19 protein-coding genes and 5 pseudogenes are annotated in these 22,726 nt (G+C 32.0%); 9 read left to right on the top strand and 15 right to left on the bottom strand.

The features are described 5' to 3' along the window. Window positions 1-27: 27 nt before the first annotated feature. The 8 genes and pseudogenes from DYE57_RS00695 to DYE57_RS00660 form a co-directional block, all read right to left on the bottom strand. Window positions 28-675 carry an ABC transporter permease gene (locus DYE57_RS00695; RefSeq protein ID WP_115312512.1) on the bottom strand — a complete coding sequence of 216 codons (648 nt, stop codon included), beginning with the start codon at window positions 673-675 and terminating at the stop codon, window positions 28-30. A 17-nt stretch (window positions 676-692) separates the two neighbouring features. After that, window positions 693-1,637: an osmoprotectant ABC transporter substrate-binding protein gene (locus DYE57_RS00690; RefSeq protein ID WP_115312511.1), complete on the bottom strand. Its 945-nt coding sequence runs from the start codon at window positions 1,635-1,637 to the stop codon at window positions 693-695. An 18-nt stretch (window positions 1,638-1,655) separates the two neighbouring features. Beyond that, window positions 1,656-2,291 carry an ABC transporter permease gene (locus DYE57_RS00685; RefSeq protein ID WP_115312510.1) on the bottom strand — a complete coding sequence of 212 codons (636 nt, stop codon included), beginning with the start codon at window positions 2,289-2,291 and terminating at the stop codon, window positions 1,656-1,658. Next, on the bottom strand, window positions 2,288-3,475 hold the full coding sequence (locus DYE57_RS00680) for a betaine/proline/choline family ABC transporter ATP-binding protein (RefSeq protein WP_115312509.1): 1,188 nt from the start codon (window positions 3,473-3,475) through the stop codon (window positions 2,288-2,290). Before DYE57_RS00680 ends, DYE57_RS00685 begins: the two co-directional genes overlap by 4 nt. A 184-nt stretch (window positions 3,476-3,659) precedes the next feature. Continuing rightward, window positions 3,660-4,094, bottom strand: coding sequence for a thioesterase family protein (locus DYE57_RS00675; protein ID WP_115312508.1), 435 nt, complete (start codon window positions 4,092-4,094; stop codon window positions 3,660-3,662). After that, window positions 4,091-5,000, bottom strand: a pseudogene (locus DYE57_RS00670) (3-hydroxyacyl-CoA dehydrogenase NAD-binding domain-containing protein). The gene DYE57_RS00675 and the pseudogene DYE57_RS00670 overlap by 4 nt, the downstream one beginning before the upstream one ends. 56 nt (window positions 5,001-5,056) lie before the next feature. After that, window positions 5,057-5,485: pseudogene (locus DYE57_RS00665) on the bottom strand (beta-keto acid cleavage family enzyme); the annotation flags it as partial. A 97-nt stretch (window positions 5,486-5,582) separates the two neighbouring features. Then, window positions 5,583-6,095 (bottom strand): TetR/AcrR family transcriptional regulator, encoded by a 513-nt coding sequence (locus DYE57_RS00660; protein ID WP_232619760.1) that lies wholly within the window; start codon window positions 6,093-6,095, stop codon window positions 5,583-5,585. Between the two features lie 332 nt (window positions 6,096-6,427). Between DYE57_RS00660 and DYE57_RS00655 the strand changes: the two genes are divergently transcribed. The 5 genes and pseudogenes from DYE57_RS00655 (at window position 6,428) to DYE57_RS00635 (ending at window position 10,847) form a co-directional block, all read left to right on the top strand. Further along, on the top strand, window positions 6,428-7,321 hold the full coding sequence (locus DYE57_RS00655) for an ABC transporter ATP-binding protein (protein WP_115312507.1): 894 nt from the start codon (window positions 6,428-6,430) through the stop codon (window positions 7,319-7,321). Further along, window positions 7,308-7,622 (top strand): hypothetical protein, encoded by a 315-nt coding sequence (locus DYE57_RS12080; protein WP_232619715.1) that lies wholly within the window; start codon window positions 7,308-7,310, stop codon window positions 7,620-7,622. The genes DYE57_RS00655 and DYE57_RS12080 overlap by 14 nt, the downstream gene beginning before the upstream one ends. A gap of 94 nt (window positions 7,623-7,716) precedes the next feature. Next, the gene (locus tag DYE57_RS12075; RefSeq protein WP_238394098.1) at window positions 7,717-8,427 is read left to right on the top strand and encodes a hypothetical protein; all 711 of its coding nucleotides are present in this window, start codon (window positions 7,717-7,719) and stop codon (window positions 8,425-8,427) included. Window positions 8,428-9,102: 675 nt separating this feature from the next. Beyond that, complete coding sequence (locus tag DYE57_RS00640) at window positions 9,103-9,768, top strand: response regulator transcription factor (protein WP_115312506.1); 666 nt, start codon at window positions 9,103-9,105, stop codon at window positions 9,766-9,768. Then, window positions 9,756-10,847, top strand: a pseudogene (locus tag DYE57_RS00635) (sensor histidine kinase). The gene DYE57_RS00640 and the pseudogene DYE57_RS00635 overlap by 13 nt, the downstream one beginning before the upstream one ends. 100 nt (window positions 10,848-10,947) lie before the next feature. Here DYE57_RS00635 and brnQ read toward each other — a convergent pair. Next, the gene (brnQ, locus tag DYE57_RS00630) at window positions 10,948-12,309 is read right to left on the bottom strand and encodes a branched-chain amino acid transport system II carrier protein (protein WP_165417842.1); all 1,362 of its coding nucleotides are present in this window, start codon (window positions 12,307-12,309) and stop codon (window positions 10,948-10,950) included. Window positions 12,310-12,660: 351 nt separating this feature from the next. Here brnQ and DYE57_RS00625 point away from each other — a divergent pair. After that, window positions 12,661-13,877, top strand: a pseudogene (locus DYE57_RS00625) (ArgE/DapE family deacylase). A gap of 163 nt (window positions 13,878-14,040) precedes the next feature. Next, window positions 14,041-14,950: pseudogene (locus tag DYE57_RS00620) on the top strand (ketopantoate reductase family protein). Window positions 14,951-15,044: 94 nt separating this feature from the next. Here the strand turns inward: DYE57_RS00620 and pflA are convergent. The 5 genes from pflA to DYE57_RS12060 all read right to left on the bottom strand — a co-directional run bounded on the left by pflA (window position 15,045) and on the right by DYE57_RS12060 (window position 19,197). Continuing rightward, entirely contained in the window at window positions 15,045-15,800 is a 756-nt protein-coding gene (gene pflA, locus DYE57_RS00615; protein WP_115312505.1) for a pyruvate formate-lyase-activating protein, read from the bottom strand. Window positions 15,801-15,821: 21 nt separating this feature from the next. Continuing rightward, window positions 15,822-18,068, bottom strand: coding sequence for a formate C-acetyltransferase (pflB, locus tag DYE57_RS00610; RefSeq protein ID WP_115312504.1), 2,247 nt, complete (start codon window positions 18,066-18,068; stop codon window positions 15,822-15,824). A gap of 295 nt (window positions 18,069-18,363) precedes the next feature. After that, window positions 18,364-18,729 carry a hypothetical protein gene (locus DYE57_RS12070; RefSeq protein WP_238394099.1) on the bottom strand — a complete coding sequence of 122 codons (366 nt, stop codon included), beginning with the start codon at window positions 18,727-18,729 and terminating at the stop codon, window positions 18,364-18,366. Then, the gene (locus tag DYE57_RS12065; RefSeq protein WP_232619761.1) at window positions 18,671-19,012 is read right to left on the bottom strand and encodes a cation efflux transmembrane domain-containing protein; all 342 of its coding nucleotides are present in this window, start codon (window positions 19,010-19,012) and stop codon (window positions 18,671-18,673) included. The genes DYE57_RS12070 and DYE57_RS12065 overlap by 59 nt, the downstream gene beginning before the upstream one ends. Continuing rightward, entirely contained in the window at window positions 19,012-19,197 is a 186-nt protein-coding gene (locus DYE57_RS12060) for a hypothetical protein (protein WP_232619719.1), read from the bottom strand. The genes DYE57_RS12065 and DYE57_RS12060 overlap by 1 nt, the downstream gene beginning before the upstream one ends. A 262-nt stretch (window positions 19,198-19,459) precedes the next feature. Between DYE57_RS12060 and hdcA the strand changes: the two genes are divergently transcribed. Both hdcA and DYE57_RS00595 read left to right on the top strand, forming a co-directional pair. Beyond that, window positions 19,460-20,392 carry a histidine decarboxylase, pyruvoyl type gene (gene hdcA, locus DYE57_RS00600; RefSeq protein WP_115312503.1) on the top strand — a complete coding sequence of 311 codons (933 nt, stop codon included), beginning with the start codon at window positions 19,460-19,462 and terminating at the stop codon, window positions 20,390-20,392. 16 nt (window positions 20,393-20,408) lie between these two features. Beyond that, a complete protein-coding gene (locus DYE57_RS00595) occupies window positions 20,409-21,905 on the top strand; it encodes a basic amino acid/polyamine antiporter (protein ID WP_115312502.1) in 1,497 nt (498 codons plus the stop codon). A 94-nt stretch (window positions 21,906-21,999) separates the two neighbouring features. On the opposite strand, the gene DYE57_RS12055 is transcribed toward DYE57_RS00595, so the two are convergent. Continuing rightward, window positions 22,000-22,707: a 2-hydroxycarboxylate transporter family protein gene (locus tag DYE57_RS12055; protein WP_232619762.1), complete on the bottom strand. Its 708-nt coding sequence runs from the start codon at window positions 22,705-22,707 to the stop codon at window positions 22,000-22,002. Between the last annotated feature and the right edge of the window lie 19 nt (window positions 22,708-22,726).

Here is a 22,726-nt window from a genome sequence, read left to right as displayed (position 1 = left end):
TAATAACCCCCGTTTGTTCTAAATATTTTAAGTAGCTGGATCCAACTTTTTCTCTAATAAACGTAGTAACACATCAATGAGTATAACGATAATCACTATAGGAATCGCACCGGCAAGAATAAATAATGTACCATCTGTCGCATTAATACCTCTAATCACAATATCACCTAAAGTAGAAGCGCCTATAAATGACCCTACTGCTACAACACCTATAGCAACGACAAGGGCGATACGAATACCACCAATTATGACAGAAAGTGATAATGGTAACTCAATCATCGTTAACACTTGATTACGTGTCATACCCATTCCCTTTCCTGCATCTTTAATATTAGGATCTACTTCATTAATGCCTGTGTAAGTATTCTTAATAATAGGAAGCAAAGCATATAAGAATACAGTAAATATGACTGTATTCATACCTAAGCCCATACTTAACATTAAAATGGCTAGCATCGCAATCACTGGCACAGTTTGAATAATATTTGCGATTGTAATAATGACTCCCGAAAGTTTACCAAAGCGTGCGATGATGATACCTAATGGTATCCCTATTAGACATGCAAGTATGACACTGTATACAGACATTAATAAATGATTAACAAAGAGCTCCCAAAGATAGCCAAAGTTCATGTGATAGTAATGTATGAGTTGTTGTATGAGAGTCCCATTCATTCTTTTCGACCACTTTTCTATTTACCTTTATTATCTTGATCATTTTCAAAATAATGATGCTTTTTCAAGAATTCTTCTGCTACAGTTGCAGGCTCTTTACCTTTACCATCTGCTTGATAATTCAGTTCTTGCATTTGTTTAGTGGAAATTTTACCTTCCATTTTCTTAATAATTGGCTTAAGTTCTGGTTTTTCTTTTAATAATTTGTCAGATGCAAGTGGACTAGCATCGTAAGGAGGAAAGAATCTACGATCATCTTTTAATACCTTTAAGTCATACGCAGAAATACGACCATCTGTAGAATATCCAACTGCAACGTCTAACTTACCTGAATTTAATGCATCATACACAAGACCAATCTGCATAGGTCTAACCGTTCCAAAACTAAAGCCATAATCTTTTTTAAAGGCTGGATATCCGTCACCTTTTCGATCCATCCATGAACTATCCATACCTACTCTTAAATCTTTAGCATGTTTCTTTAAATCTGACACTGTATTTAAATGATATTTCTCAGCTGTTTCCTTAGTCACAATTAAAGCATAAGTATTCGCAAAACCATATGAATTAAAGAATGTTTGATGGTACTTTTTCTTAAATCCATCTTGAGTAGCTTTCATCGCTTTTTTTGGATCTTTAATCGGATCTTCATTAAGTGCGCCGGTCAAATCTGTTCCTGTATAACGTGCCCCAGATATATTAGCTTGACCACTAGTCACAGCGTTGTGTTGAATAACACTAGATCCTAAATTATTGATTAATGTAGGTTGAATTTTTCCTTTCGTATCATGTTCAATAAGTAACCTTAACATATGCGAAATAATTTGCGACTCACTCGTACCTAAACTTGTGATTCTAACATCGTCATCTGAATGACTGTTTTTAAGACCAGGTAAATTGCATCCAGATAACACAGTTAGACATAAAACTAAAACGACAATAAACTTTTTATAATGTTTCATAATGTCCTCCTTTATTCATTATCTGGAAATTTTTAACCCTTTTGGTACAACCCATTTTTCAATACGTGATAGACAATAATCAACAATGAGTGCTAATGCAGTAACTAGAATTGTGGCAGTTATAATCATGCCTGGTTCAAATAAAGCTAGTCCATTAAAAATGAAATCACCTAATCCGCCTGCACCAATATAACTCGCGAGTGTTGCCCAACTGATAACATAAACTGAAGATAATCGAATTCCACTCAGTATTAATGATAGTGCAAGCGGTAATTCAACATCTTTCATTAATTGGAAATTTGTCATTCCCATACTACGCCCTGCTTCTCTTAAATTGGGGTCAATATTTTGAATACCTATAATTGTGTTATTTAAAATTGGTAACAATACATATAAGAATAAAGCAATAATTGCTGGCGTTTTACCAACTCCAAATAACAGTATCATTAATGCTAATACCGCTAACGTTGGAATGGTTTGTAGTATGCCAGCAATAGTTAAAGAAACTTTTGAAAGCTTTTCCCTTTTAGATAGTAAAATACCCAAAGGAATCGCCACAATCATTGCAATAACTAATGCAAAAATTGAAATATACAAGTGTTCCAATGTTTTAGTTAATAGCATGCCACCATATTCAGTAATGTATTTCATCATAGTGTTTCAGCTCCTGATGACTGAGGTTCAATAATTCCATTATCTTCATTTTTAGATTGAGCATCGGATTCTCCCCAAATACTGTCGTAGACAATATCTACTAAATTTGCTCGTGTAACAAGACCTACTAATGTTTGGTTATCACTATCAACAACTGGAACATTTCTTACATTACGTTTAAGGATTGTACGCACTGAATCTTGTAATTTACTGTCAATACGTACACTATAGATATCTCGTTGCATCGTATCGATCAATTCTTTACCTTGTCTCAATCCTTGATTAATATCTTCTATATCTAAATATCCCAGTAAATGATCACGATTGCCTACCACAAATATGGTATCCACACGCTTATCTCTCATGATATTAACAGCATCATTTAATGTATAATCAACGTGTACTGTAACGGGTTTAATCATCGCATTTTCAACTGTACGAATATTAGGTCTATCTTGTATTAATCGATTTTGACCTATAAAGTCTTTAACAAAATCATTGGCAGGACTTCGTAAAATATTGTCCGGTGTATCATATTGAATCACTTTGCCATGTGACATAATACATATTTTATCTGCTAATTTGATGGCTTCAGCCATATCATGCGTAACAAAAATAAAGGTCTTACCTAATTGTTGTTGTAGTTTTTTCACTAAATCTTGTAATGTATCACGTGTAATTGGATCTAGCGCACCAAACGGTTCATCCATTAAAATAATATCTTGTTCAGCTGCTAATGCACGCACTACACCAATACGTTGTTGTTGACCACCTGAGAGTTCAGAAGGATAACGTTTTAAATAGTCCTTAGGTAAATCAGCTAAATGAATTAATTCTTCAGCTTTAGCATCTTTTTTCTCTTGAGACCATTTTAAAAGTTCTGGTACAAGCACAATATTTTCTTTTACTGTCATATGAGGCATAAGACCGATTTGTTGTATAACATAACCAATACTACGACGTAGTTCTACTGGATTCATATCACGTATATTTTTATCATTAATGGTGATTTCTCCCTCAGTTGATTCAATCATTCGATTAATCATTCTGAGTGCTGTGGTTTTACCACTACCACTTGTCCCTATAAATGCAACAAAATCTCCTGATTCAATGTCGATTGTCATATTGTCTACAGCTTTTTTACCACCTGCATAGACCTTTGATAAGTTCTTAATACTTAACATTTGTCCATTCCTTTCTTTAGGTTTTTAGACTTTTTAAAAATAAGGACCTATTGTGATGTTTATACAAAGTAAACTAAGTAATCACAAGTCACAAAAAAGTCCTTAAAACCTATTCGTCTAAATTCTAAGTTGCTTTGTTATTTTTATTTGGTTTTTTCGTGATACCAATTTGATGACCTAAATATTAAGAAGTCGTCGCTTTCTTATTGTTATAATAATATTCAATACGTTTCATAAGGGCGTCTGGAAATGCTTGAGGTCTGCCTTGATCAGTATTCGTTCCCATTAACATCACTTCATAAGTCGAACACATATCCTCATTAGCATTATACATTTCCATCAATACATGTAATCGCTTACTGTCATAATCATAAAGATACACTCTAATTTTGACCTCTTCGTTTTCTTTCATCTCTTTTAAAAACATGACATGGTTTTCTAATGTAAAAACAGTATATTGATAGGTTTTGATGGTATCAATCGTTAATCCTAAATATTCAAGCCAATCATCTGTCGCATCACTAAAAATACGGTTATACATTGCATCATTAAGATGTCCATTATAATCAACCCAGTCATGATGAACAGTTGTTTGAAAGATATAATATGGGTTTATCATTTAAACACCCTCTCGTTTACTTTCTTCATTGATTGACTATCTTCAGGCCAATATTGTTCAGCAAGTTCTTTAACTTTTATTAAAAATTCATTGCGTTTTTGATCAAGTTCAGACATCGTATAACCTTGAGATGAAGCTTCACTACCACTTACAACTTTGTGATATAAATCATCTGTTAGTTCAGGTGCCACTAATTTCATCCATGGCTTTTTAAGTGCTGGACCAAATTGTTTGAGCATGTGACGCATACCACCTTCACCGCCAGCTAAATGAAAAGTCATAAAAGTCCATATTGGGCATAGCGTAAACCTGCCGCATGTGTGAAGGCTTTATCGACTTCTTCAGGGTAGCTATACCATCATTTACAATATGCAATGCTTCTCTCCAAAGTGCCTCCATCAAGCGATCTGCAATGTGACCTTCTATTTCGTGTCTCACATGCAACACATCCATGCCAATATTTTCATAAATTTGCTCTGCTTTAAAAGTTGTCTCTTTAGTAGTTTGTTCACCAGGTACAATTTCAACCAATGGCAAGATATAAACTGGATGGAAAGGATGGGCAACAATTAAACGTTCTGGATGAGATAAATGTGCCTGTAATTCTGATGGCTTAATCCCTGATGTACTTGAGCCAATGGTTACATCTGGCTTAGCATAAAAATCAATATCTCGTAACACTTTGTCTTTGATTTCTTCTACTTTAGGGACATTTTCTTGAATATGGTCAGCATCTTTTACCGCTCCTTCTAAATAAGGTGTAAATGTTAAATTGTCAATTGAGGCTTGATCTGAGAGCCCCATCTCTTCAGCGTACGGCCAATTTTGTTTCACTTGCGTTAACATACGTTCATAAGCACCTTCGCTTGGATCAGTGGCAACAACTTCATGCCCATGTGCTAACATTCTAATTCAGGTTTTACACCAGCATCTTTAACCATTCGCGCCTGTTTACGTAGTCATGATGCTGGGCTCAAATAAATCGTATCTTCCATATTGACACTACCGCAATCTAACGTGCACATTTCTGGAAGTAGGTCACCTACAGGTTTAAATCGTTCATCTGGAGTCTGTATCCATGTCCCTTTGTCACCTGTTTTTGGATGTTCTAAACTTGGAATAAAGTCACCGCCTCAGCCAGAAGTAATGTTGATGATAATATCTTCATCAGATGCTCTAATTAATCTTACGGTTTCAGCGTAAAGTTCTGGGTCATGGCTTACGCCCCCCCTTTTAGGATCTCTTACATGTATATGCACTACTGTAGCTCCTGCCTGTGCACATTTAATAGCTGAATCTGCAATTTCTTGTGGTGTAACTGGTACGTTTTCATTCTTTTGAATTGTATCTCCAGCGCCAGTAATAGCAGCTGTCAAAACAACTTTTTGCATCATTAACACCTTTATATTTTTGATTTATGACATTAATTACTATACCAACCAGTCGGTTTAGTTTCAACATACCATATACAAAAAAGAGCTGAGCGATTTAACTTTTTTGGATTTGTTCTTTTAATCGATCAATTACTTTTTCTTGCATTTCTTCATCTAGAGCACTGATTCCAAATATTTCTGATAGCCATAAACCATCCACAGCAAGTCGAATAATCGTTGCATCCACTTCATCTAAACCATCATGAGCAATTTGTTGTTGCCACTCTTGATACGATGCTCTTAATGGTAAAAGCAAACTTCTATTCGTACCTTGTGCTGCTAGCATTCCCGAAGTAATAGGTGCATTTTCAGTACGATGTTCTCGGGTCGCTTCAATAAAAGCATTCAACCACTGACCCTTTTCATCTTTGTTATCAGAAATATATTTATTGACATTTTCTTTATAAAGATTATTAGCGTAATTGACTAATTCTTCTATTAAACTATCTTTGCTTTTAAAATGGTATAATAAGCCACCTTTACTTACTCCTGCCTTCTTTGCTACATCATCTAATGTTAAATAGTCTGCCCCTTCTTCATTAATAATGGCTGCAGCTGATTCTAATATAGATTACTTTTTAGAAGTTCTAGGCATTTCGTCACCTTCTTTATTTTATTAAAAAACATATCAAAAACATTTTATGTTTATCTTTATTTTAATACGCATTCAATAGATGTAACTATTTTATAAATATTAAATTCAATTTTACTGATTATGTGTGCACATGCAATAAACAATTTACTTATAACTATATGTCACCTACCTATAAAAAGTAAACGTCCTATAAATTTATTTGATATATAAAGAAGTAGAGATAAACATCTTTTTTAAAACTTCTTCTAAATTGATAATTTATTGATTTCTTTTTGCTAAGTTGTATTTAAAGGAGGTCGCACAGTATGAATATGCTTAATATCAAAAAATTGGATAAGACGTATGATGGTAAAACATATGCGCTTAAATCAATGAATTTAACCATCACAAATGGCATGTTTGGAATTTTGGGTCGCAATGGTTCAGGTAAATCTACATTAATGAATATCATTGCAACAATTCTAACTCCAAGTAATGGAACATTAACAATTAACGACATATCAATTAGAGAACCTCAAAAAATTAGAAAAATGACTGGTTATCTACCTCAAGATTTTGACTTTTATCCTAACATGAAAGTATTAGACGTCCTATATTACTTGGGTTTTGTATCTAAAATGAGTAAAAAAGATTTAGATTTTAAAATAGAAAAGGTACTTAACAAAGTTAATCTTACTGAGCGTAAATATAAAAAGGTTAAAAGTTTATCTGGTGGAATGAAAAAAAGATTAGGTATAGAACAGGCTATTTTACACAACCCTGATATCATTATTGTAGATGAACCTACAGCAGGACTAGACCCTGAAGAAAGAATAAGATTACGTCAATTGTTATCTAAATTAGCCGAAGATAAAATTGTTTTGATTTCAACTCATATTGTAAGTGACATCGAATCAACTTGCGATAATATTGGAATTTTAGAGAAAGGACAACTTGTTTACCAAGGAAATATTAATGAATTCATTCGTCTTAGTGACAATTATGTTTATGAAATAACAATTTCACCGTCTCAATTAGAATATTTTAAAAAAAATGATTTATTTATTACAAAAATACATGAATTCAACAATCAGTTAACTGTAAAATTTATCTCCATTGCTATCATAGATGGTTCAAGAAAAGTAAAGCCTGACTTCGAAGATGCGTATATGTATTTTTTAAAAAAGTATCAAGGAGGTTTTTTTAATGAATGTACTTAAATTTGAACTTAAAAAAGGTGTTTTGAGTAAACCATTCATTATATATTGTATTCTTGTAGTTACATTCGCATTCATTAACTGCCAACAAATTCTTGATTATCCTCTCAGCTCAAACGTATACCAACCTAAAAACATGATTACATATACTGACGATAAACATGTAATTATGAGAAATGCAATTCATCAATTAAAGGAAGAAGTTCATCATAATAATTTTAAAACATATCAATTGGGTTTTTTAAAACAAAAAAGATTAAATCAAAAGCAATTGATTCAAATAAAATGCTTGTTACTAAAATGAAAAAAAGAAAGACTTCAATCAATTTAAAAGCTACTGTAATCGTGTATCACAAAAAATTGGATGGGGATCCCAGTATACAGGTAAGAGTCTTCACTTGTTTGGCACTAAAAAAATGACTAGTCAAACATTTATAAATGAGAAAAACATCATCAAAAATAAAGATATTTATTACGGTGCATATAGTCGTTATCTCTCAGATATAATAAGAGTTATATTAGGTGTACTTCCATTCTTTTTAAGTGCTCAAACATTTCTTCTAGATAAGAAAAGCAACGCTTATAAAACTATCCATACTAAGACTATATCTTCACATCAAATAATATTTATTCGTACTTGTTCTATTATGACGCTCGCATGCTTGCCTGTCTTATTATTTTCATTCTATTTTATTATTAAATTATCGATAATTCATCAAGTATCTCTCAAAGCGATACTCATATTTTATAAAATTTTAATCTTATGGACAACACCAACATTGTTGTTCACTATTGCATTGGGCATACTCCTAACTATTATGTTTCATTCTTATTTAGGGGTCATCGTACAAATAGTTATTTGGTTTACAAATTTAAATATAGGTGCTAATGCTGTTGAAGGTCACTATGGTTACTTGCTCATTCCACGTCACAATACGCTATTTAATGCTAGATATTTTTATAACAATTATAATGAATTGTTAATGAATAGAATAAGTTACTGTTGTTTAGACATTATCATCATTTTGATTAGTATCTGGATATTTGATTTAAAAAGAAGAGGTGTTACACGCAATGGTGAAGTTACTTTTCATAGAAATCAAAACTAATCTGATAAAGCTTTACCTTGGAAATCTTTTTTATTATTAGGAGGACTATTTATCTTTGATGCATCAAATTTGAGTCATGATAGGGTTACCTAATTTATTGAATTGATATTTACTTTGCTAGGTATAATTCTGTTTACTTCTATCTATACTATTGATAAAAGTAAACATTCTATATTAGTTTTAAATACAAAATACTATGATTATCACTTAATATTTATATTGAGAATACTTTTAACAATCGTTTTCATAACGATACTTATTACTATCAATTTAATAATATTATATGTCTTTAATTCAAGTATTCTAATTATAAAAGATACATTTATAGCTTTCACAAGTTCTCTTTTCATAGGTACGCTTTGCTTATTGATAAGTATAATAATTCGCAATACTCTCAGTGGTTTTATGCTTGGCTTGTATATTTTTTACTTTGTCTAGGATTCAGAAATTTAGGTTTTATCTATCTATTCTCTGAAACATTTAAATATCCATTTTATATAAAAGTCATACAGTTCATTTTAGGATCAATCGGTTTGATTACATGTGACTATTGGATGAAAAAGCACAAATTTAACACATATTAAAAAACAAGTTGTAATTCATAAATTGAAGCGTAACCTTAAATATGTAGGTAAAAAATATTCAAATAAGAAAGTCAAATTAAGGTGATATACAATGTATAATTTTATGATTGTGGATGATGAAGAAAGTATTGTGTCTTTTATTGAAGAAAACTTACATTTAGAAAGATTCAATACCATCATTGCTTATAATGGACATGAGGTTTTAGAAAAACTTAATGACACCATTCATTTAATTGTGTTAGACATTAAAATGCCTTTTTTAAATGGATTCGAGGTTGCTCAATCGCTTAAAAATGGAGCTATTCCGATTATTTTTCTTACTGCTAAAGATAATCTTGATACTAGACTCAAATGTTTCTCACTTGGCGCTAAAGATTATCTCTCTAAACCCTTTTATATGGAAGAATTAATTGTGATAATTAAAAATGTTCTCAATCGGGATGTGTCACTTAAGAAGTTTAACAATGTAAAGAAAATCAGAGACTTAATTATCAATTATGATAACTTTAGTATCTTTGTAAATGAAAAAACAATAGAGATGACACGTAAAGAATTTGAAATTATAAAATTGTTATCTTTAAATTCTCAGTTTTATTTTAGTAAGGATCAAATATATGATGCTATTAACTTCGAGAAGTTAGGAAGTACACAAGTGGTAGCTGAACATATACGTAAAATTAGAAAACAGCTAAGTCAATATAGCGACTATGAATATATTGATACTAAATGGGGAGTTGGATATAAATGGCTAGAGTAGAAAGCTTAAATAGAAAACTTCGACGACTTATTATCAGCATTATTGTTATTAGCGTTACATTGATATTTCTATTACAAATTCTACTCAATGTATTAGAATTTTCAAGTTTTGGTAAGTCCTTATATAGTGACTTTTGGAAACAACCACATTATCTTTTTATTATTTTAAGTGTGTGTATAAATATAGCTGTTCCACTAATTATTATTTTTGTACTGACCAGATTTTCTATAGTAAATACATTGCAAATAGTATCAATCGTCTTAATGTTGTCATTCAAAATTTAAAAAACAATGACATTGATTGTAAAGAGCATCAGACAAATATTACAGAATTTAATCACATCATTCATGAAGTGGAAAAACATTCATAATTATCTTAGTGACAGCATCAAAGATCAATTAACTATTCAAAACAACTTTAAAAAGAAATTGGAAATCTTCGAGCATGACTTAAAGACTCCTCTAACTGTACTTCAAAGACATGTTGAATTGCTGAAGAAAATGAATAATTCTAATCTATCTACTGAAGAAATTATTTCGAAAATAAATAAAGAAACTGATATCGCTCTAAATTCTATATCTAGAATTAACAAACAACTTCAAATTCATATTAATAATATTAATTTATTACCCAACCATACTGACATTATTAGTGTTGCTAAGGTTATATCAATGATTAGCGAAAGTTATAATCATCCATATATTCTAAAAAATAAGACGCCAGATATAGAAATAGACAAACATTTTCCATATCATCAGATATTTATCAATAATCAAGTGCTTTACCATGTTATCGATAATTTAATCAGCAACGCTTTAAAATACGCCAATAATCAAATTATATTAAAATTTGAAATGGTCAATGCACATCTACTTAATTTTGTAGTCCTCAATGATGGCAAAACCTTTTCTGAAGAAGAACTTCATTCTGCCAAAGAATGGGGAGTTAAAGGACGTGAATCTAATGGTTCGGGGATTAGTCTATACTTTGCTAATGAAGTTATTAAACAATATAACAGTGAAATACACTTAAATAATGTAAATCAACATACGCAAGTGAGTTTTACTATTGCCGTTTAACAAAATAAATAATTAAGCAAAAAGATTACGATAACCTTGTGATAAAAATAAGATTATCGTAGTCTTTTCTATTTATATATTTGCTAAGTAATTTTAAGTGTTAATCTACTTGCGATTGCTTTCTTGAACTTACTAAATAAACAATAAAACCAATGACAAGCCCTGTTAATGCAGGAATTATCCATCCCATGCCAATAGTAAAAAATGGTAAGTATTTTTCCCCTAACGAAATAATCATTTGAGCAAACTTCGTGTGAACAAAGTACTCTGGGCTTGCTTTGACACCATCCACTAATGCAGCAATCAGTGTAAAGAATGTTGTAAATCGATAGACAATTTTTGAATGATTAAATAATGGGCTTAATAACGCTAATAAAATTAACGTAATGGCTAATGGATAAATAAACATTAATACTGGTGTAGAATACATAATAATTTTAGTTAAACCAATATTTGCAAATATACATGCTAATATACTCACACCTGTTGCTAACCAAAGATAATTTGATTTCGGAAATAGTTCAGTAAACGTTTCTGAAAATGCTGTAATTAAACCTATTGCCGTTTTAAGACATGCAACAATTATAATCAATGACAAGAAAATAATACCGTAATCACCTAAATAATGTTGTGCAATTTGTGCAAGTGCAATTCCCCCATTTTCACTTACTTTAAAATGTCCTAAACTCATCGTACCCATTAAAGCGAGTAACGTATAAATGACTCCCATAGCCACAATACTAATAGTACCTGACTTTAAGGTTTCTTTGGCGATACTATTAGGGTTGGACACACCTAACTTTTTAATTGTTGTCACAATAATAATTCCAAACGCAAGTGAAGCTAGTGCATCTAACGTGTTATAACCATCAATAAAACCTTTGAGTAACACACTATTACTATAATCACCACTTACTGGCGCATGACCAATGCCATCCATTGGGCGAATGAAAGCAAGTAATACAACAATTCCTAGTAAGATGAGAAATACTGGATTTAAAAACTTACCGATGTAATCTAATATTTTAGATGGTTTATGCGCAAATAACCAAGCAATAACAAAGAATAAAATACTAAATATCGGTAACACCATTTTGGCTGTGCCAGGTGAAATAAACGGTGAAAATGCAATTTCAAACGTTGTTGTTGCAAGCCTAGGCAACGCAAAGAAAGGACCGATGACAAGATATAAACCAATTGTGAACAGATATCCATATATCTTACTCACTCTAGAAGAAATTTCAAATACACCATTCGTTTTTGATACACCAATCGCTATAATACCTAAAAATGGTAAGCCAATTGCTGTGATGAGGAAACCTAAATTGGCTGTCCACACATTAGAACCTGCTGTTTGACCAAGATGAATCGGGAATATTAAATTTCCTGCTCCAAAAAACAGTCCAAATAACATTGATCCAATAAAAAGATTTTCTTTAAATGTTAATTTGTTTCTTATCATTTTTTATATTTCTCCTATTAATTATATTACTAGTTATTATACATGATTTTATGACTTGTAAAAAAACAATTTTTTAACATGATTGTTCACATCCTCTTCGCTTTTTCTACGACTATCCTCTTTTATTAATAAGTTTTTTTATTTTAAAATTTTTCCAATTAGACCTAATCAAATCATATAAAATAAGTAATTTCACACTTGATTAGATATTATTAAATTATTTTAAAATTCTAAGAAAATATTTATCAATAATTAAAAAAATATAATTTTTATGATAATATTAAATTTAGAAATATTTTTGTTTTTTAAAAGTAAGCATGCACAATTATTATGAATGAGGAGGCTAATGAAATGACTGTATTGAGTGAGAAAGAAAAAGTTCAACTATTGGGTGATATTATTGAGATTCAAACTGAAAATGATAATGAAATTGAAGTATGTTATTACTTGAAAGACTTATTAAGTAAATATGATATCGATTCTAAAATTATAAAAGTGAATGACTCTCGCGCAAATTTAGTTGCAGAAATTGGTAGTGATTCTCCAGTTTTAGCAATCAGTGGACATATGGATGTCGTTGATGCTGGTGATCATGATGACTGGACATATCCCCCATTCAAATTAACCGAGCAAGATGGCAGATTATTTGGCAGAAGTACAACTGATATGAAAGGTGGCCTCATGTCAATGCTCATTGCCTTAATTGAATTAAAACAAGAAAACAAATTAAAGCACGGTACCATTCGTCTATTATCTACAAACAGGCGAAGAAACTGAACAACATGGTGCACAATTACTTGCTGATAAAGGCTACTTAGATGATGTAGACGGTTTAATTATAGGCGAACCAACAAGTAATATCGCTTATTATGCTCATAAAGGTTCAATGAGTTGTATCGTCACTGCTAAAGGTAAAGCAGCACATAGTTCAATGCCCCATTTAGACACAAATGCTGTTGATATTTTAGTTAACTTTGTAAATGAGATGAAACACCAATACAAAGATATTAAAGATCACAATAAAGAACACGAACTTAATGCTGTTCCAATGATTGAGAAACATCTCCAAAGACAAATTGGTGAAGAGGAATCGCATATATATTCTGGTTTCGTAATGCTTAATTCCGTTTTCAATGGTGGTAGGCAAGTCAATTCAGTTCCAAATAAAGCGATTGCTAAATACAACGTCAAAACAGTTCCTGAATATAACAGTGCGTTTGTTAAAGATTATTAACAAAGTAGATAAAGAATGTTTAGAACTAGACATCCCTAGTAGCCATGATCCCGTATCAAGTGATCCTCATAACCCATTAATTGAAAGCATTACTCATATTGCTCCTAATTATGTTAATGAAAATATTGTAGTAAGCGCATTGATTGGTACAACTGATGCATCAAGCTTTTTAGGAACAAATGATAACAATGTCGACTTGGCTGTATTTGGACCAGGTGAATTAATTGTCGCTCATCAAGTTGATGAATTTATAAGAAAAGACATGTACTTAGGTTACATTGATATTTATAAAGATGTCTTTGTGAAGTATCTTGAAAATAAAGCTAATAAATAGCGTAAAACACTAACGTAATTGACAACTTAATTGATGCTTACTTCTCACTCCTGTTTATAAAATCTATTTTTAGTGAAAAATATGGTTAAGAGTTACACCATTTTATCAAAGTTAGGAAGTGTTTAAGTTGTCAAACAAAATCGCAATTGCAGGAGCTGGTGCGATGGGTGGACGTATTGGTACCTATTTAAAACAAAGTGGACAAGATGTTACTTTACTCGACTATTGGGAAGCACATGTAAACGTAATTAATAACAATGGTATGGAAGTTCAAACCGAACATGACACTTATACTGTTGAAGTTCCTGCCATGTTCCCAGAAGAAGTTAAAGAAGCTTTTGATATCATTGTGTTATTAACTAAATCAATGCAATCTGAGCAAATGATGCAAGTTTTAAAAGATAAAGGTGCGATTAAAGATAGTACAGCTATAATAAGTATGATGAATGGATTAGGATATGATGAACGATTAGCGCACTTTGTACCAAAGTCCCAAATTTTCTTGGCAGTAACTATGTGGACTGCAGGTCTACGCGGTTCCGGTCAATTATTACTAGAAGGTGAAGGGTCAATTGATTTTCAACGTGCAGATGGTGTTAACGATACACGTACCGAAGAAATTGCTAACATTTTAAATAAAGCACACTTAAATGTAACAGTTAGTGATAATGTTTTTAAAGCAATTTGGTCTAAAGCTACATTAAACAGTGTATTGAACCCTTTATGTACAATTTTAAATCAAACAATAGGGGAATTTGGAGAATATCATTAATCTAGAGCAATGATTCGACCGGTCATTGAGGAAATTGTAGAAGTGGCACGTGCTAAATCTATTGACATCGACGTCAACGACTTAATTTCAAAAATTAAAGCAGCCTATTTATTCTAGTGAAACACAAGGTTTACATTACCCTTCTATGCACCAAGACTATCACCGTGGTCGTGTGACTGAAATCGATTATCTAAATGGACAAATTGTTGCGTATGGTAAAGAACTAGATATTCCTACACCTAACAATGAATTGATTACACATATGATTCATCAATTAGAAATGAAAATTACAACATCTTAAACAGTATCAAATCAAAATAAGAGCACATGTCAATTACTTACGCAATTGACATGTGCTCTCTTATTTATACCTTAACTACGAATGTGCAAATCATTTATAAAGTGACAGGTATTTTGCCATTAAAGTTAACATAACGATAAGCGGTTTTTACTGCTTCATCATCGGGCGGTTCAACATTTTCGAGTTGGTAAGGAATGCCTAAACTTTTCCACTTATGAACACCAAGCTCATGATAAGGTAAGATTTCAAACTTTTCAACATTATCAAGCGAATTGATAAAGTCACCAAGTTTAATTAAATCTTCTTTATCATCTGATATACCTGGTACAAGGACGTGTCTAACCCAAACAGGTTGCTTCATATCTGATAACTTACGTGCAAACTTTAATATATGTGTATTCGGCTTACCTGTAAGTTTCATGTGTTTGTCGTTATCTATATGTTTGATATCTAGTAGTATTAAATCCGTGTACTTTTGTAATTCGTCAAAATGCCGATTGAATGCAAGCGTATCATTGACACAACCTGCAGATGTATCAATGCAGGTATGAATATCCTTAACTTTCAGCGCTTTGAATAATTGTTCTAAGAAAGGCATTTGTAATAGTGGTTCTCCACCACTAACTGTTACCCCTCCACCTGAAGCATCGAAATATGGTTTATAAGAGCTGATTTCGTCTACCATTTCATCAACCGTAACTTCTCTTGACGGTTCGTTAATTTTCCAAGTATCTGGATTATGACAATACAAACATCTGAGTAAACAACCTTGAGTAAATAAAATATATCTAAGTCCTGGCCCGTCGACAGTGCCCATACTTTCAACGGAGTGTAAGCGTCCTTTAAGCATTTTGCTCCCACCTTATTTGTATTACATTGATTCGTGGAATGTACGAGAAATAACATCCAATTGTTGTTCGCGTGTTAATTTGATGAAGTTAACTGCGTAACCAGACACACGAATTGTTAATTGTGGATATTCTTCTGGATGTTCCATCGCATCAAGTAATGTTTCTCTATTAAATACGTTGATGTTAAGATGATGTCCATGTTGCATTGCATATCCATCCAACATACTTGTTAAGTTTTTATTTTGATCTGCATCTTCTTTACCTAATGATTTAGGTACAATACTAAATGTATTTGAGATACCATCTTTACAGCAATCATATGGAATTTTCGCTACAGAGCTTAATGATGATAATGCACCTTTTTGGTCACGACCATGCATTGGGTTAGCACCTGGTGCGAATGGTTCACCTGCTTTACGTCCATCTGGTGTGTTACCAGTTTTCTTACCATAAACAACATTTGAAGTGATTGTTAATACACTCATTGTATGTTCTGAATTACGGTATGTTTTGTGCGCACGTAATTTTGTCATGAAGCGTTCAACTAAGTCTACAGCAATTTCATCTACACGACTATCATTATTACCGTATTTAGGGAAGTCGCCTTCGATTTCAAAGTCTGTAACAAGACCTTCTTCATTGCGAATTGGTTTAACTTGAGCGTATTTAATTGCTGATAAAGAGTCAGCTGCTACTGATAAACCTGCGATACCTGTAGCCATTGTACGTATAATATTTGTATCATGTAAAGCCATTTCAAGACGTTCATAACTATATTTATCATGCATATAATGAATAACATTTAATGAGTTAATATACACACCTGCAAGCCAGTCCATCATTTTTTCGTATTTTTCAAAGACTTCATCATAATCTAAAACTTCAGATTTGATACCTTCATAGCTTGGACCTACTTGTTTACCAGATTTTTCATCTTTACCACCGTTGATGGCATATAGTATAGCTTTAGCTAAGTTTGCACGTGCACCAAAGAATTGCATTTGTTTACCAATTTTCATTGCAGATACGCAACAAGCAATGCCGTAATCATCACCATAGCTTTCACGCATTAAATCATCATTTTCATATTGGATAGCACTTGTTTTAATACTCATTTTTGCACAATAAACTTTGAAGTTTTCAGGTAAACGTCTAGACCATAATACTGTTAAGTTTGGTTCTGGAGCTGGACCTAAGTTATCTAATGAGTGTAAGAAACGGAATGAGTTTTTAGTTACCATTGGACGTCCGTCAATTCCAACACCACCAATAGATTCAGTTACCCAAGTTGGGTCACCAGAGAATAATTCATTGTATTCTGGTGTACGAGCAAATTTTACGATACGTAATTTCATGATGAAGTGGTCAATGATTTCTTGAACTTCTTTTTCAGTGATATCACCGTTTTGTAAGTCACGTTCTGCATAAATATCTAAGAATGTTGACGTACGACCTAAACTCATTGCAGCACCGTTTTGTTCTTTAATTGCTGCTAGATAAGCTAAGTATAGCCATTGCACAGCTTCTTTAAAGTTTGTTGCAGGACGACTAATATCGAAACCATATATTTGACCTAATTCTTTTAAGTCATTTAATGCACGATATTGTTCTGATAATTCTTCGCGTAAACGAATCACATCTTCTGACATTTCAGTAGACATTGTTTGGAAGTCTTTAAGTTTTTGTTCCATTAAGAAATCCACACCGTATAAAGCAACACGACGATAGTCACCAATGATACGGCCACGTCCGTATGCATCTGGTAAACCAGTAATAATACCTGCTTTACGACAATTTAACATTTCTTTAGAATATGCATCGAATACACCTTGGTTATGAGTTTTACGATATTCAGTAAAGATTTTTTCAGTTTCAGAATCTAATTCATAACCGTATGATTCACAAGCTGCTTTCGCCATACGAATACCACCGAATGGTTGCATTGAACGTTTGAATGGTTTTTCAGTTTGTACACCAACCACTTGTTCTAAGTCTTTATCTAAATAACCTGCACCGTGAGAAGTGATTGTAGATGCTACTTTAGTATCCATATCCCACATACCACCACGTTCACGTTCTTCTTTAGACAACTGCATTACTTGATCCCAAAGTGCTTCAGTTGCTTTCGTAGGACCTTCTAAAAATTCATCGTCTCCTTCGTATAACGAATAGTTCAATTGAATAAATTCTCTTACGTCAATGTGTTTATTCCAACGACCATTTTTAAAACCTTGCCAAGCATTAGTATGATTATTTGTTTCTAACATACTCTCCGCCTCCATTTCATCTTGCTTAACGTTTTCAACAATAGTTTAGCACAAATTATGTGATTTTATTCACATAATTTGTGGCATCTTTTCTACTAAACTTTGAATAAATTACGAACCTGTGACAAAAAATATTACAGTTTCAGAAATTTTAGTACTGTTGCATAACAGATTTCAGAAAATTGTTTCAAGTATTAACATTTTAAAAAGATAGACGGAGATAACCATTCGACCATTTTCGACCATTAAAATAATGTTATATAACTATCAAATACGTGATTTAAAAGTTTCAGATTTAATTAATTTGGTTTGAGTAATATCGTTGAGTAAGTGAGACATTTAGCCATTTATCAAAATTTTTAAAGTTTCTGTTTAGTTTCTCAATCAATTCATTTCGATACTCATCTGCTTCATCAATAGTTTTTACCTGTAACGACTCGCTTACGATCTTTTGTAAATCAATATAAATAACTTGCCCCATTTTAGAAATTCTAAGGTCTTCTTCATTAATATTAAATTTTACATTCATTTTTTTGACTATATTATAAACGTCATACTGAATCTCATCAGAGGCAAACATCGTTATAATTTCTTTAAAATTTTTAAGTAGTAATCTTATAGGCATGAAAATGAGTACAATACCAGCAATTAAAACTAACACATGTATCTAAAAGCCATTGAAGCATTTCAGCATAAATTAAATCCGATTTATTTTTATCTTTAGATAATAATAAACAGATAATTCCACAACCTATGAAAGAAAAAATACCATATCCTAAACCGATTTCAGCGTTGATTATTCTACCGTTATGCATAATAGCATAAATAGAAGATATAAGTGACAATATACATAATAACAGTAGTATTGAAGAATTAAACACGATAGTCAATGGTTGAAAAATATACTTACCAAATGGAAAAGACTCACGATTTGGCTTTTTAATTATAATTGATGTGAATAAAATGACAATGATGATATTACTAAGCTAATAACTACGTATAAGCCGTCTAGTAAGACCATATTACTATTGGAAATAATCCCTAAAAATATCCCTGCTACTGAAAAAAGTAAAGAACCAATAGTTGAAACGACTAATATACGACTTACTTCATTATTAAATTTGTTCATTTAAACTTTATCTTCTCACAATATAAAATTTATTATAAAAATCTTTCTAACTGTAAGATTAACTATATATTTATTAAAATATAGATTTAAATCTATATTTTAATTGACCTTGAATTACCGCTTCCATTAAAGTTACATAAATTAAATTTTACCAAATAAGTTATTGCTTGAATTCTTTAATAATGGTGTTAATCTGAAAATGTAAATTGTACTTAGCCAATAGCGAATACTACTAAATTTCTAATTAGCGAGGGGAGTAATGATGGATAAAACAGACAAAATTTTAAAAGAAATTGGTATTAATCGTATTGCTTTAAACAAAGGAACTAAGTATTCAAAAGGATTTATGGAAGACGGTAACATCGGTGAAGGTTACGTAGCAGGATTAAAAGTAGATGCAGGAACTCGTAAAAAAACGGACGATAATATATTAGATAACATTGTTTCATATGATCGTGCTGAAGCTAAAAATGCTTATATGGGTCAAATTAATATGATTACCGCTTCTTCTTTCACTGGCTTACAAGGATCTACTTTAGGCTATGATATTTTAAGAAACCCTGAAGTTGACGAGGCTAAACCATTATTTACTGTAAAACAATGGGATGGTAGTGAGTTACCAATATATGATTCTAAACCGATTCAAAACGCTTTAGTAGAATATTTTGGTACTGAACAAGAAAGACGACATCCACTAACTCCAGGGGCTATGTCAATATGTGCTAATAAAGGAGTAGTCGCATCTAGACCTAGAGAGAATCGTGAATTCACAGAAAATGAAGGATATGGTGTTTGGTCCGCTATTGCAATTTCATTTGCTGAAGATAATACTAAAGATTCTGATATGTTCGTTGAAGACGCAGGTATTTGGAAAGATCCTAGTGAAGAAAGATTAGTCGAATACCTAAATGAAAAACGCCATGCTATAGCTAATTCTATAGCTGAGTGTGGTGAAGATAATCATGTGCGTTATAAATCTTCATGGATTGGTTTTGCTTATACAATGATGGAACCAGGTGAAATTGGTAATGCCATTACAGTTGGGCCATATTTCACATTTCCTATTACTGCTATTCCAGATGGAGATATAAATAAACCAGAAGAAAGCTTTTATAGTTTACAAGACATGAGCTTAACTGAATGGTTAGACAAAATGAATTATGAATCTCTTACTAAAAACGGAATTAAATATTAATTCGGAGTGAAGATTCATGTCTCAAGAGATTAATAATAATGCAAATAAAAATTTAGAAAATGCCGAAAAGAAGAATAGTAGTCCTAAAAAATTAGGTATATGGGCCTTAACCGCAGTTGTTTTATCAGCTATGGTGGGTGGTGGTATATACGACCTTCCACAAAATATGGCTGTGCATGCTGGAGTAGTTGGACAAATTTGTACTTGGCTAATCACTGGATTTATCATGTGGTTCATAGTAAAAAGCTTTATGATTTTAACCGATGTGTTTCCAGAGTACAAAACTGGCTTATATCAGTACGTCGAAAAAGGGTTTGGAGGTTATGCCGGCTTCTTTACGAGTTGGGGCTATTGGATTTGCGAATGTTTTGCTAATGTAACCTACTCGGTTTTACTCATGGCAACATTAGATTTCTTTTTCCCTGGTAAATTTACTGGAGGAAACAATATTTGGTCAATCATCGGTGGAAGTATCATTCTATGGTTGATGAGTTTACTCATATTAAATGGTGTTAAGGCAGCCTCTTCTGTAGAGATAGCTGGAACAATTGGAATGCTTATCACGACAGCAATATTCCTAGTTGTTATGGTTATTTCATTTAACTGGGGTAGTTTTACGACAAACATGTTTGCTAATCATGCCATACCTCATCTTAATGATAAAGATTTAGGTTCATTACAACACCAAATTTCATCAACAATGATGACTACACTATGGGTATTTGGTGGCGTAGAAGGAGCTGTTGTTTTATCTGATAAAGCTAAGTCTCAGAATGAGGTTAAAACAGCTACTCATTTAGGTTTTATCATTTGCTTAATTTTATATGCTTTAGCAACATTATTACCTTTAGGCCTAAAAAGTTATGGTGAAATAGCAGCAATGAAAAGTCCATCTTCAGGAGTATTATTAAGTCTTGTGATTGGACCTGCTGGACGCATTATTATAGCAATAGGTGTTATTGTAGCTATCTTAGCTTCATGGCTAACTTGGACATTGATGTTATCAGAAATGCCTTATGCTGCAGCAAAAGCTAAGCATTTCCCAAAACAATTTGCTAAAACTAATAAAAATGATATTCCTTATGTCTCATTGATTACATCATCAATTATAATGGAGATTATTATCATTTTAACTCATTTTTCTACTCAAGCATTTAATACAATGTTAACTATCGTTGGGACAATGACTGTTCCACCATATCTTTTATCAATCTTATTTTTAGTTAAAAGTTCATATAAAAAAGAAAATTGGCCGGGACATCACCAATATAGTCGCAAATACGCACTAATAATTGGATTAATTGCCCTACTTGGTATCATTTATATGGGTATATCAGCAGGTATTAAATATACAGTAATATCATTTATTATATACGCTCTAGGTACACCATTTTATATTTATGCTAGACGCCAATTTGAGCCAAATGAAAAAGTCTTTACTAAAACTGAAATTGGATTCACTATCGCAATTGTTCTCATAGCAATTGTAGGAATTTTTATAGTCGTAGTTTAAATTAAAAATCCCCTTCAAAGTGTAATTTTTAATTATAAACACGTTGAAAGGGGATTTTATATAAATAGATTTAATTTTTTAATTCACTAATTATCTATGAAAACATTTGTGCCAAGAATCCGGATGCAATTAATATCGTTGCACCTCCGAGTCGGTTTCCCATTTGTGCAAATGCAATAAGTTCCATTCTTTTCGCAGAAGATAACACGGCAACATTGTCTGTACCTCCCATACTATTGTTACACATCCCTGCTGTAACTATCGATTCAACTGGATATAATCCGAAAAGGTTCCCAAAGATACCTGCTGCCGTAGAAATTGTTATAACGCTTGTTAAACATAATACAATAAATTGCCAAGTCAACGCCTGACCTAAAACATTTATATTAAGTAAAGCGATACCTATGCCTGTAAGTACTGCGGGTGTTAAATTTTTAACAATGACTTGATTAAACATGATTGCACTTTCTTCATAATATTTAGGCAATATTCTTGTGATTTTAGCAATCACAACCAATATAATCATAAAAGCATAGGCTTGAATTTTAGGAGCGAAATAATTACATATAATGCCAATCATGAAAAATGAAAAAGAAATTAATAAGCCAACACCAATTTGAGTAACATTAGTTTGAGATTTTCTATCTTCATCTTCTAATCTTTCATTATTTCTATCGACTTGTTGATTATCTTCTTTAATTAATTTTCCATGACCATTTGCCTTAGGAAATTTTTCTCCTAACTTAACTAAAAGTGCAGCACCAATAATAGCCAGTAAATTACCCATCGCGGATGCTGGGATTAATTTCGAAATGATACTT

The organism is Staphylococcus saccharolyticus, from assembly GCF_900458815.1.
GTDB classification, from domain to species: domain Bacteria; phylum Bacillota; class Bacilli; order Staphylococcales; family Staphylococcaceae; genus Staphylococcus; species Staphylococcus saccharolyticus.
Note: the sequence above shows the minus strand (reverse complement) of the source record. Positions and strands in the feature narration are given on the sequence as shown.

What these genes read in the sequence shown, in the direction of transcription:
- brnQ (WP_165417842.1), bottom strand. Translation starts at nt 12,309, where the DNA reads ATGATAAGAAACAAATTAACATTTAAAGAAAATCTTTTTATTGGATCA.
- DYE57_RS00640 (WP_115312506.1), top strand. Translation starts at nt 9,103, where the DNA reads ATGTATAATTTTATGATTGTGGATGATGAAGAAAGTATTGTGTCTTTT.
- DYE57_RS12060 (WP_232619719.1), bottom strand. Translation starts at nt 19,197, where the DNA reads ATGAACAAATTTAATAATGAAGTAAGTCGTATATTAGTCGTTTCAACT.
- pflA (WP_115312505.1), bottom strand. Translation starts at nt 15,800, where the DNA reads ATGCTTAAAGGACGCTTACACTCCGTTGAAAGTATGGGCACTGTCGAC.
- DYE57_RS00685 (WP_115312510.1), bottom strand. Translation starts at nt 2,291, where the DNA reads ATGATGAAATACATTACTGAATATGGTGGCATGCTATTAACTAAAACA.
- DYE57_RS00675 (WP_115312508.1), bottom strand. Translation starts at nt 4,094, where the DNA reads ATGATAAACCCATATTATATCTTTCAAACAACTGTTCATCATGACTGG.
- DYE57_RS00595 (WP_115312502.1), top strand. Translation starts at nt 20,409, where the DNA reads ATGTCTCAAGAGATTAATAATAATGCAAATAAAAATTTAGAAAATGCC.
- pflB (WP_115312504.1), bottom strand. Translation starts at nt 18,068, where the DNA reads ATGTTAGAAACAAATAATCATACTAATGCTTGGCAAGGTTTTAAAAAT.
- DYE57_RS00690 (WP_115312511.1), bottom strand. Translation starts at nt 1,637, where the DNA reads ATGAAACATTATAAAAAGTTTATTGTCGTTTTAGTTTTATGTCTAACT.
- DYE57_RS12080 (WP_232619715.1), top strand. Translation starts at nt 7,308, where the DNA reads ATGAATGTACTTAAATTTGAACTTAAAAAAGGTGTTTTGAGTAAACCA.
- DYE57_RS00680 (WP_115312509.1), bottom strand. Translation starts at nt 3,475, where the DNA reads ATGTTAAGTATTAAGAACTTATCAAAGGTCTATGCAGGTGGTAAAAAA.
- DYE57_RS00655 (WP_115312507.1), top strand. Translation starts at nt 6,428, where the DNA reads ATGAATATGCTTAATATCAAAAAATTGGATAAGACGTATGATGGTAAA.
- hdcA (WP_115312503.1), top strand. Translation starts at nt 19,460, where the DNA reads ATGGATAAAACAGACAAAATTTTAAAAGAAATTGGTATTAATCGTATT.
- DYE57_RS00695 (WP_115312512.1), bottom strand. Translation starts at nt 675, where the DNA reads ATGAATGGGACTCTCATACAACAACTCATACATTACTATCACATGAAC.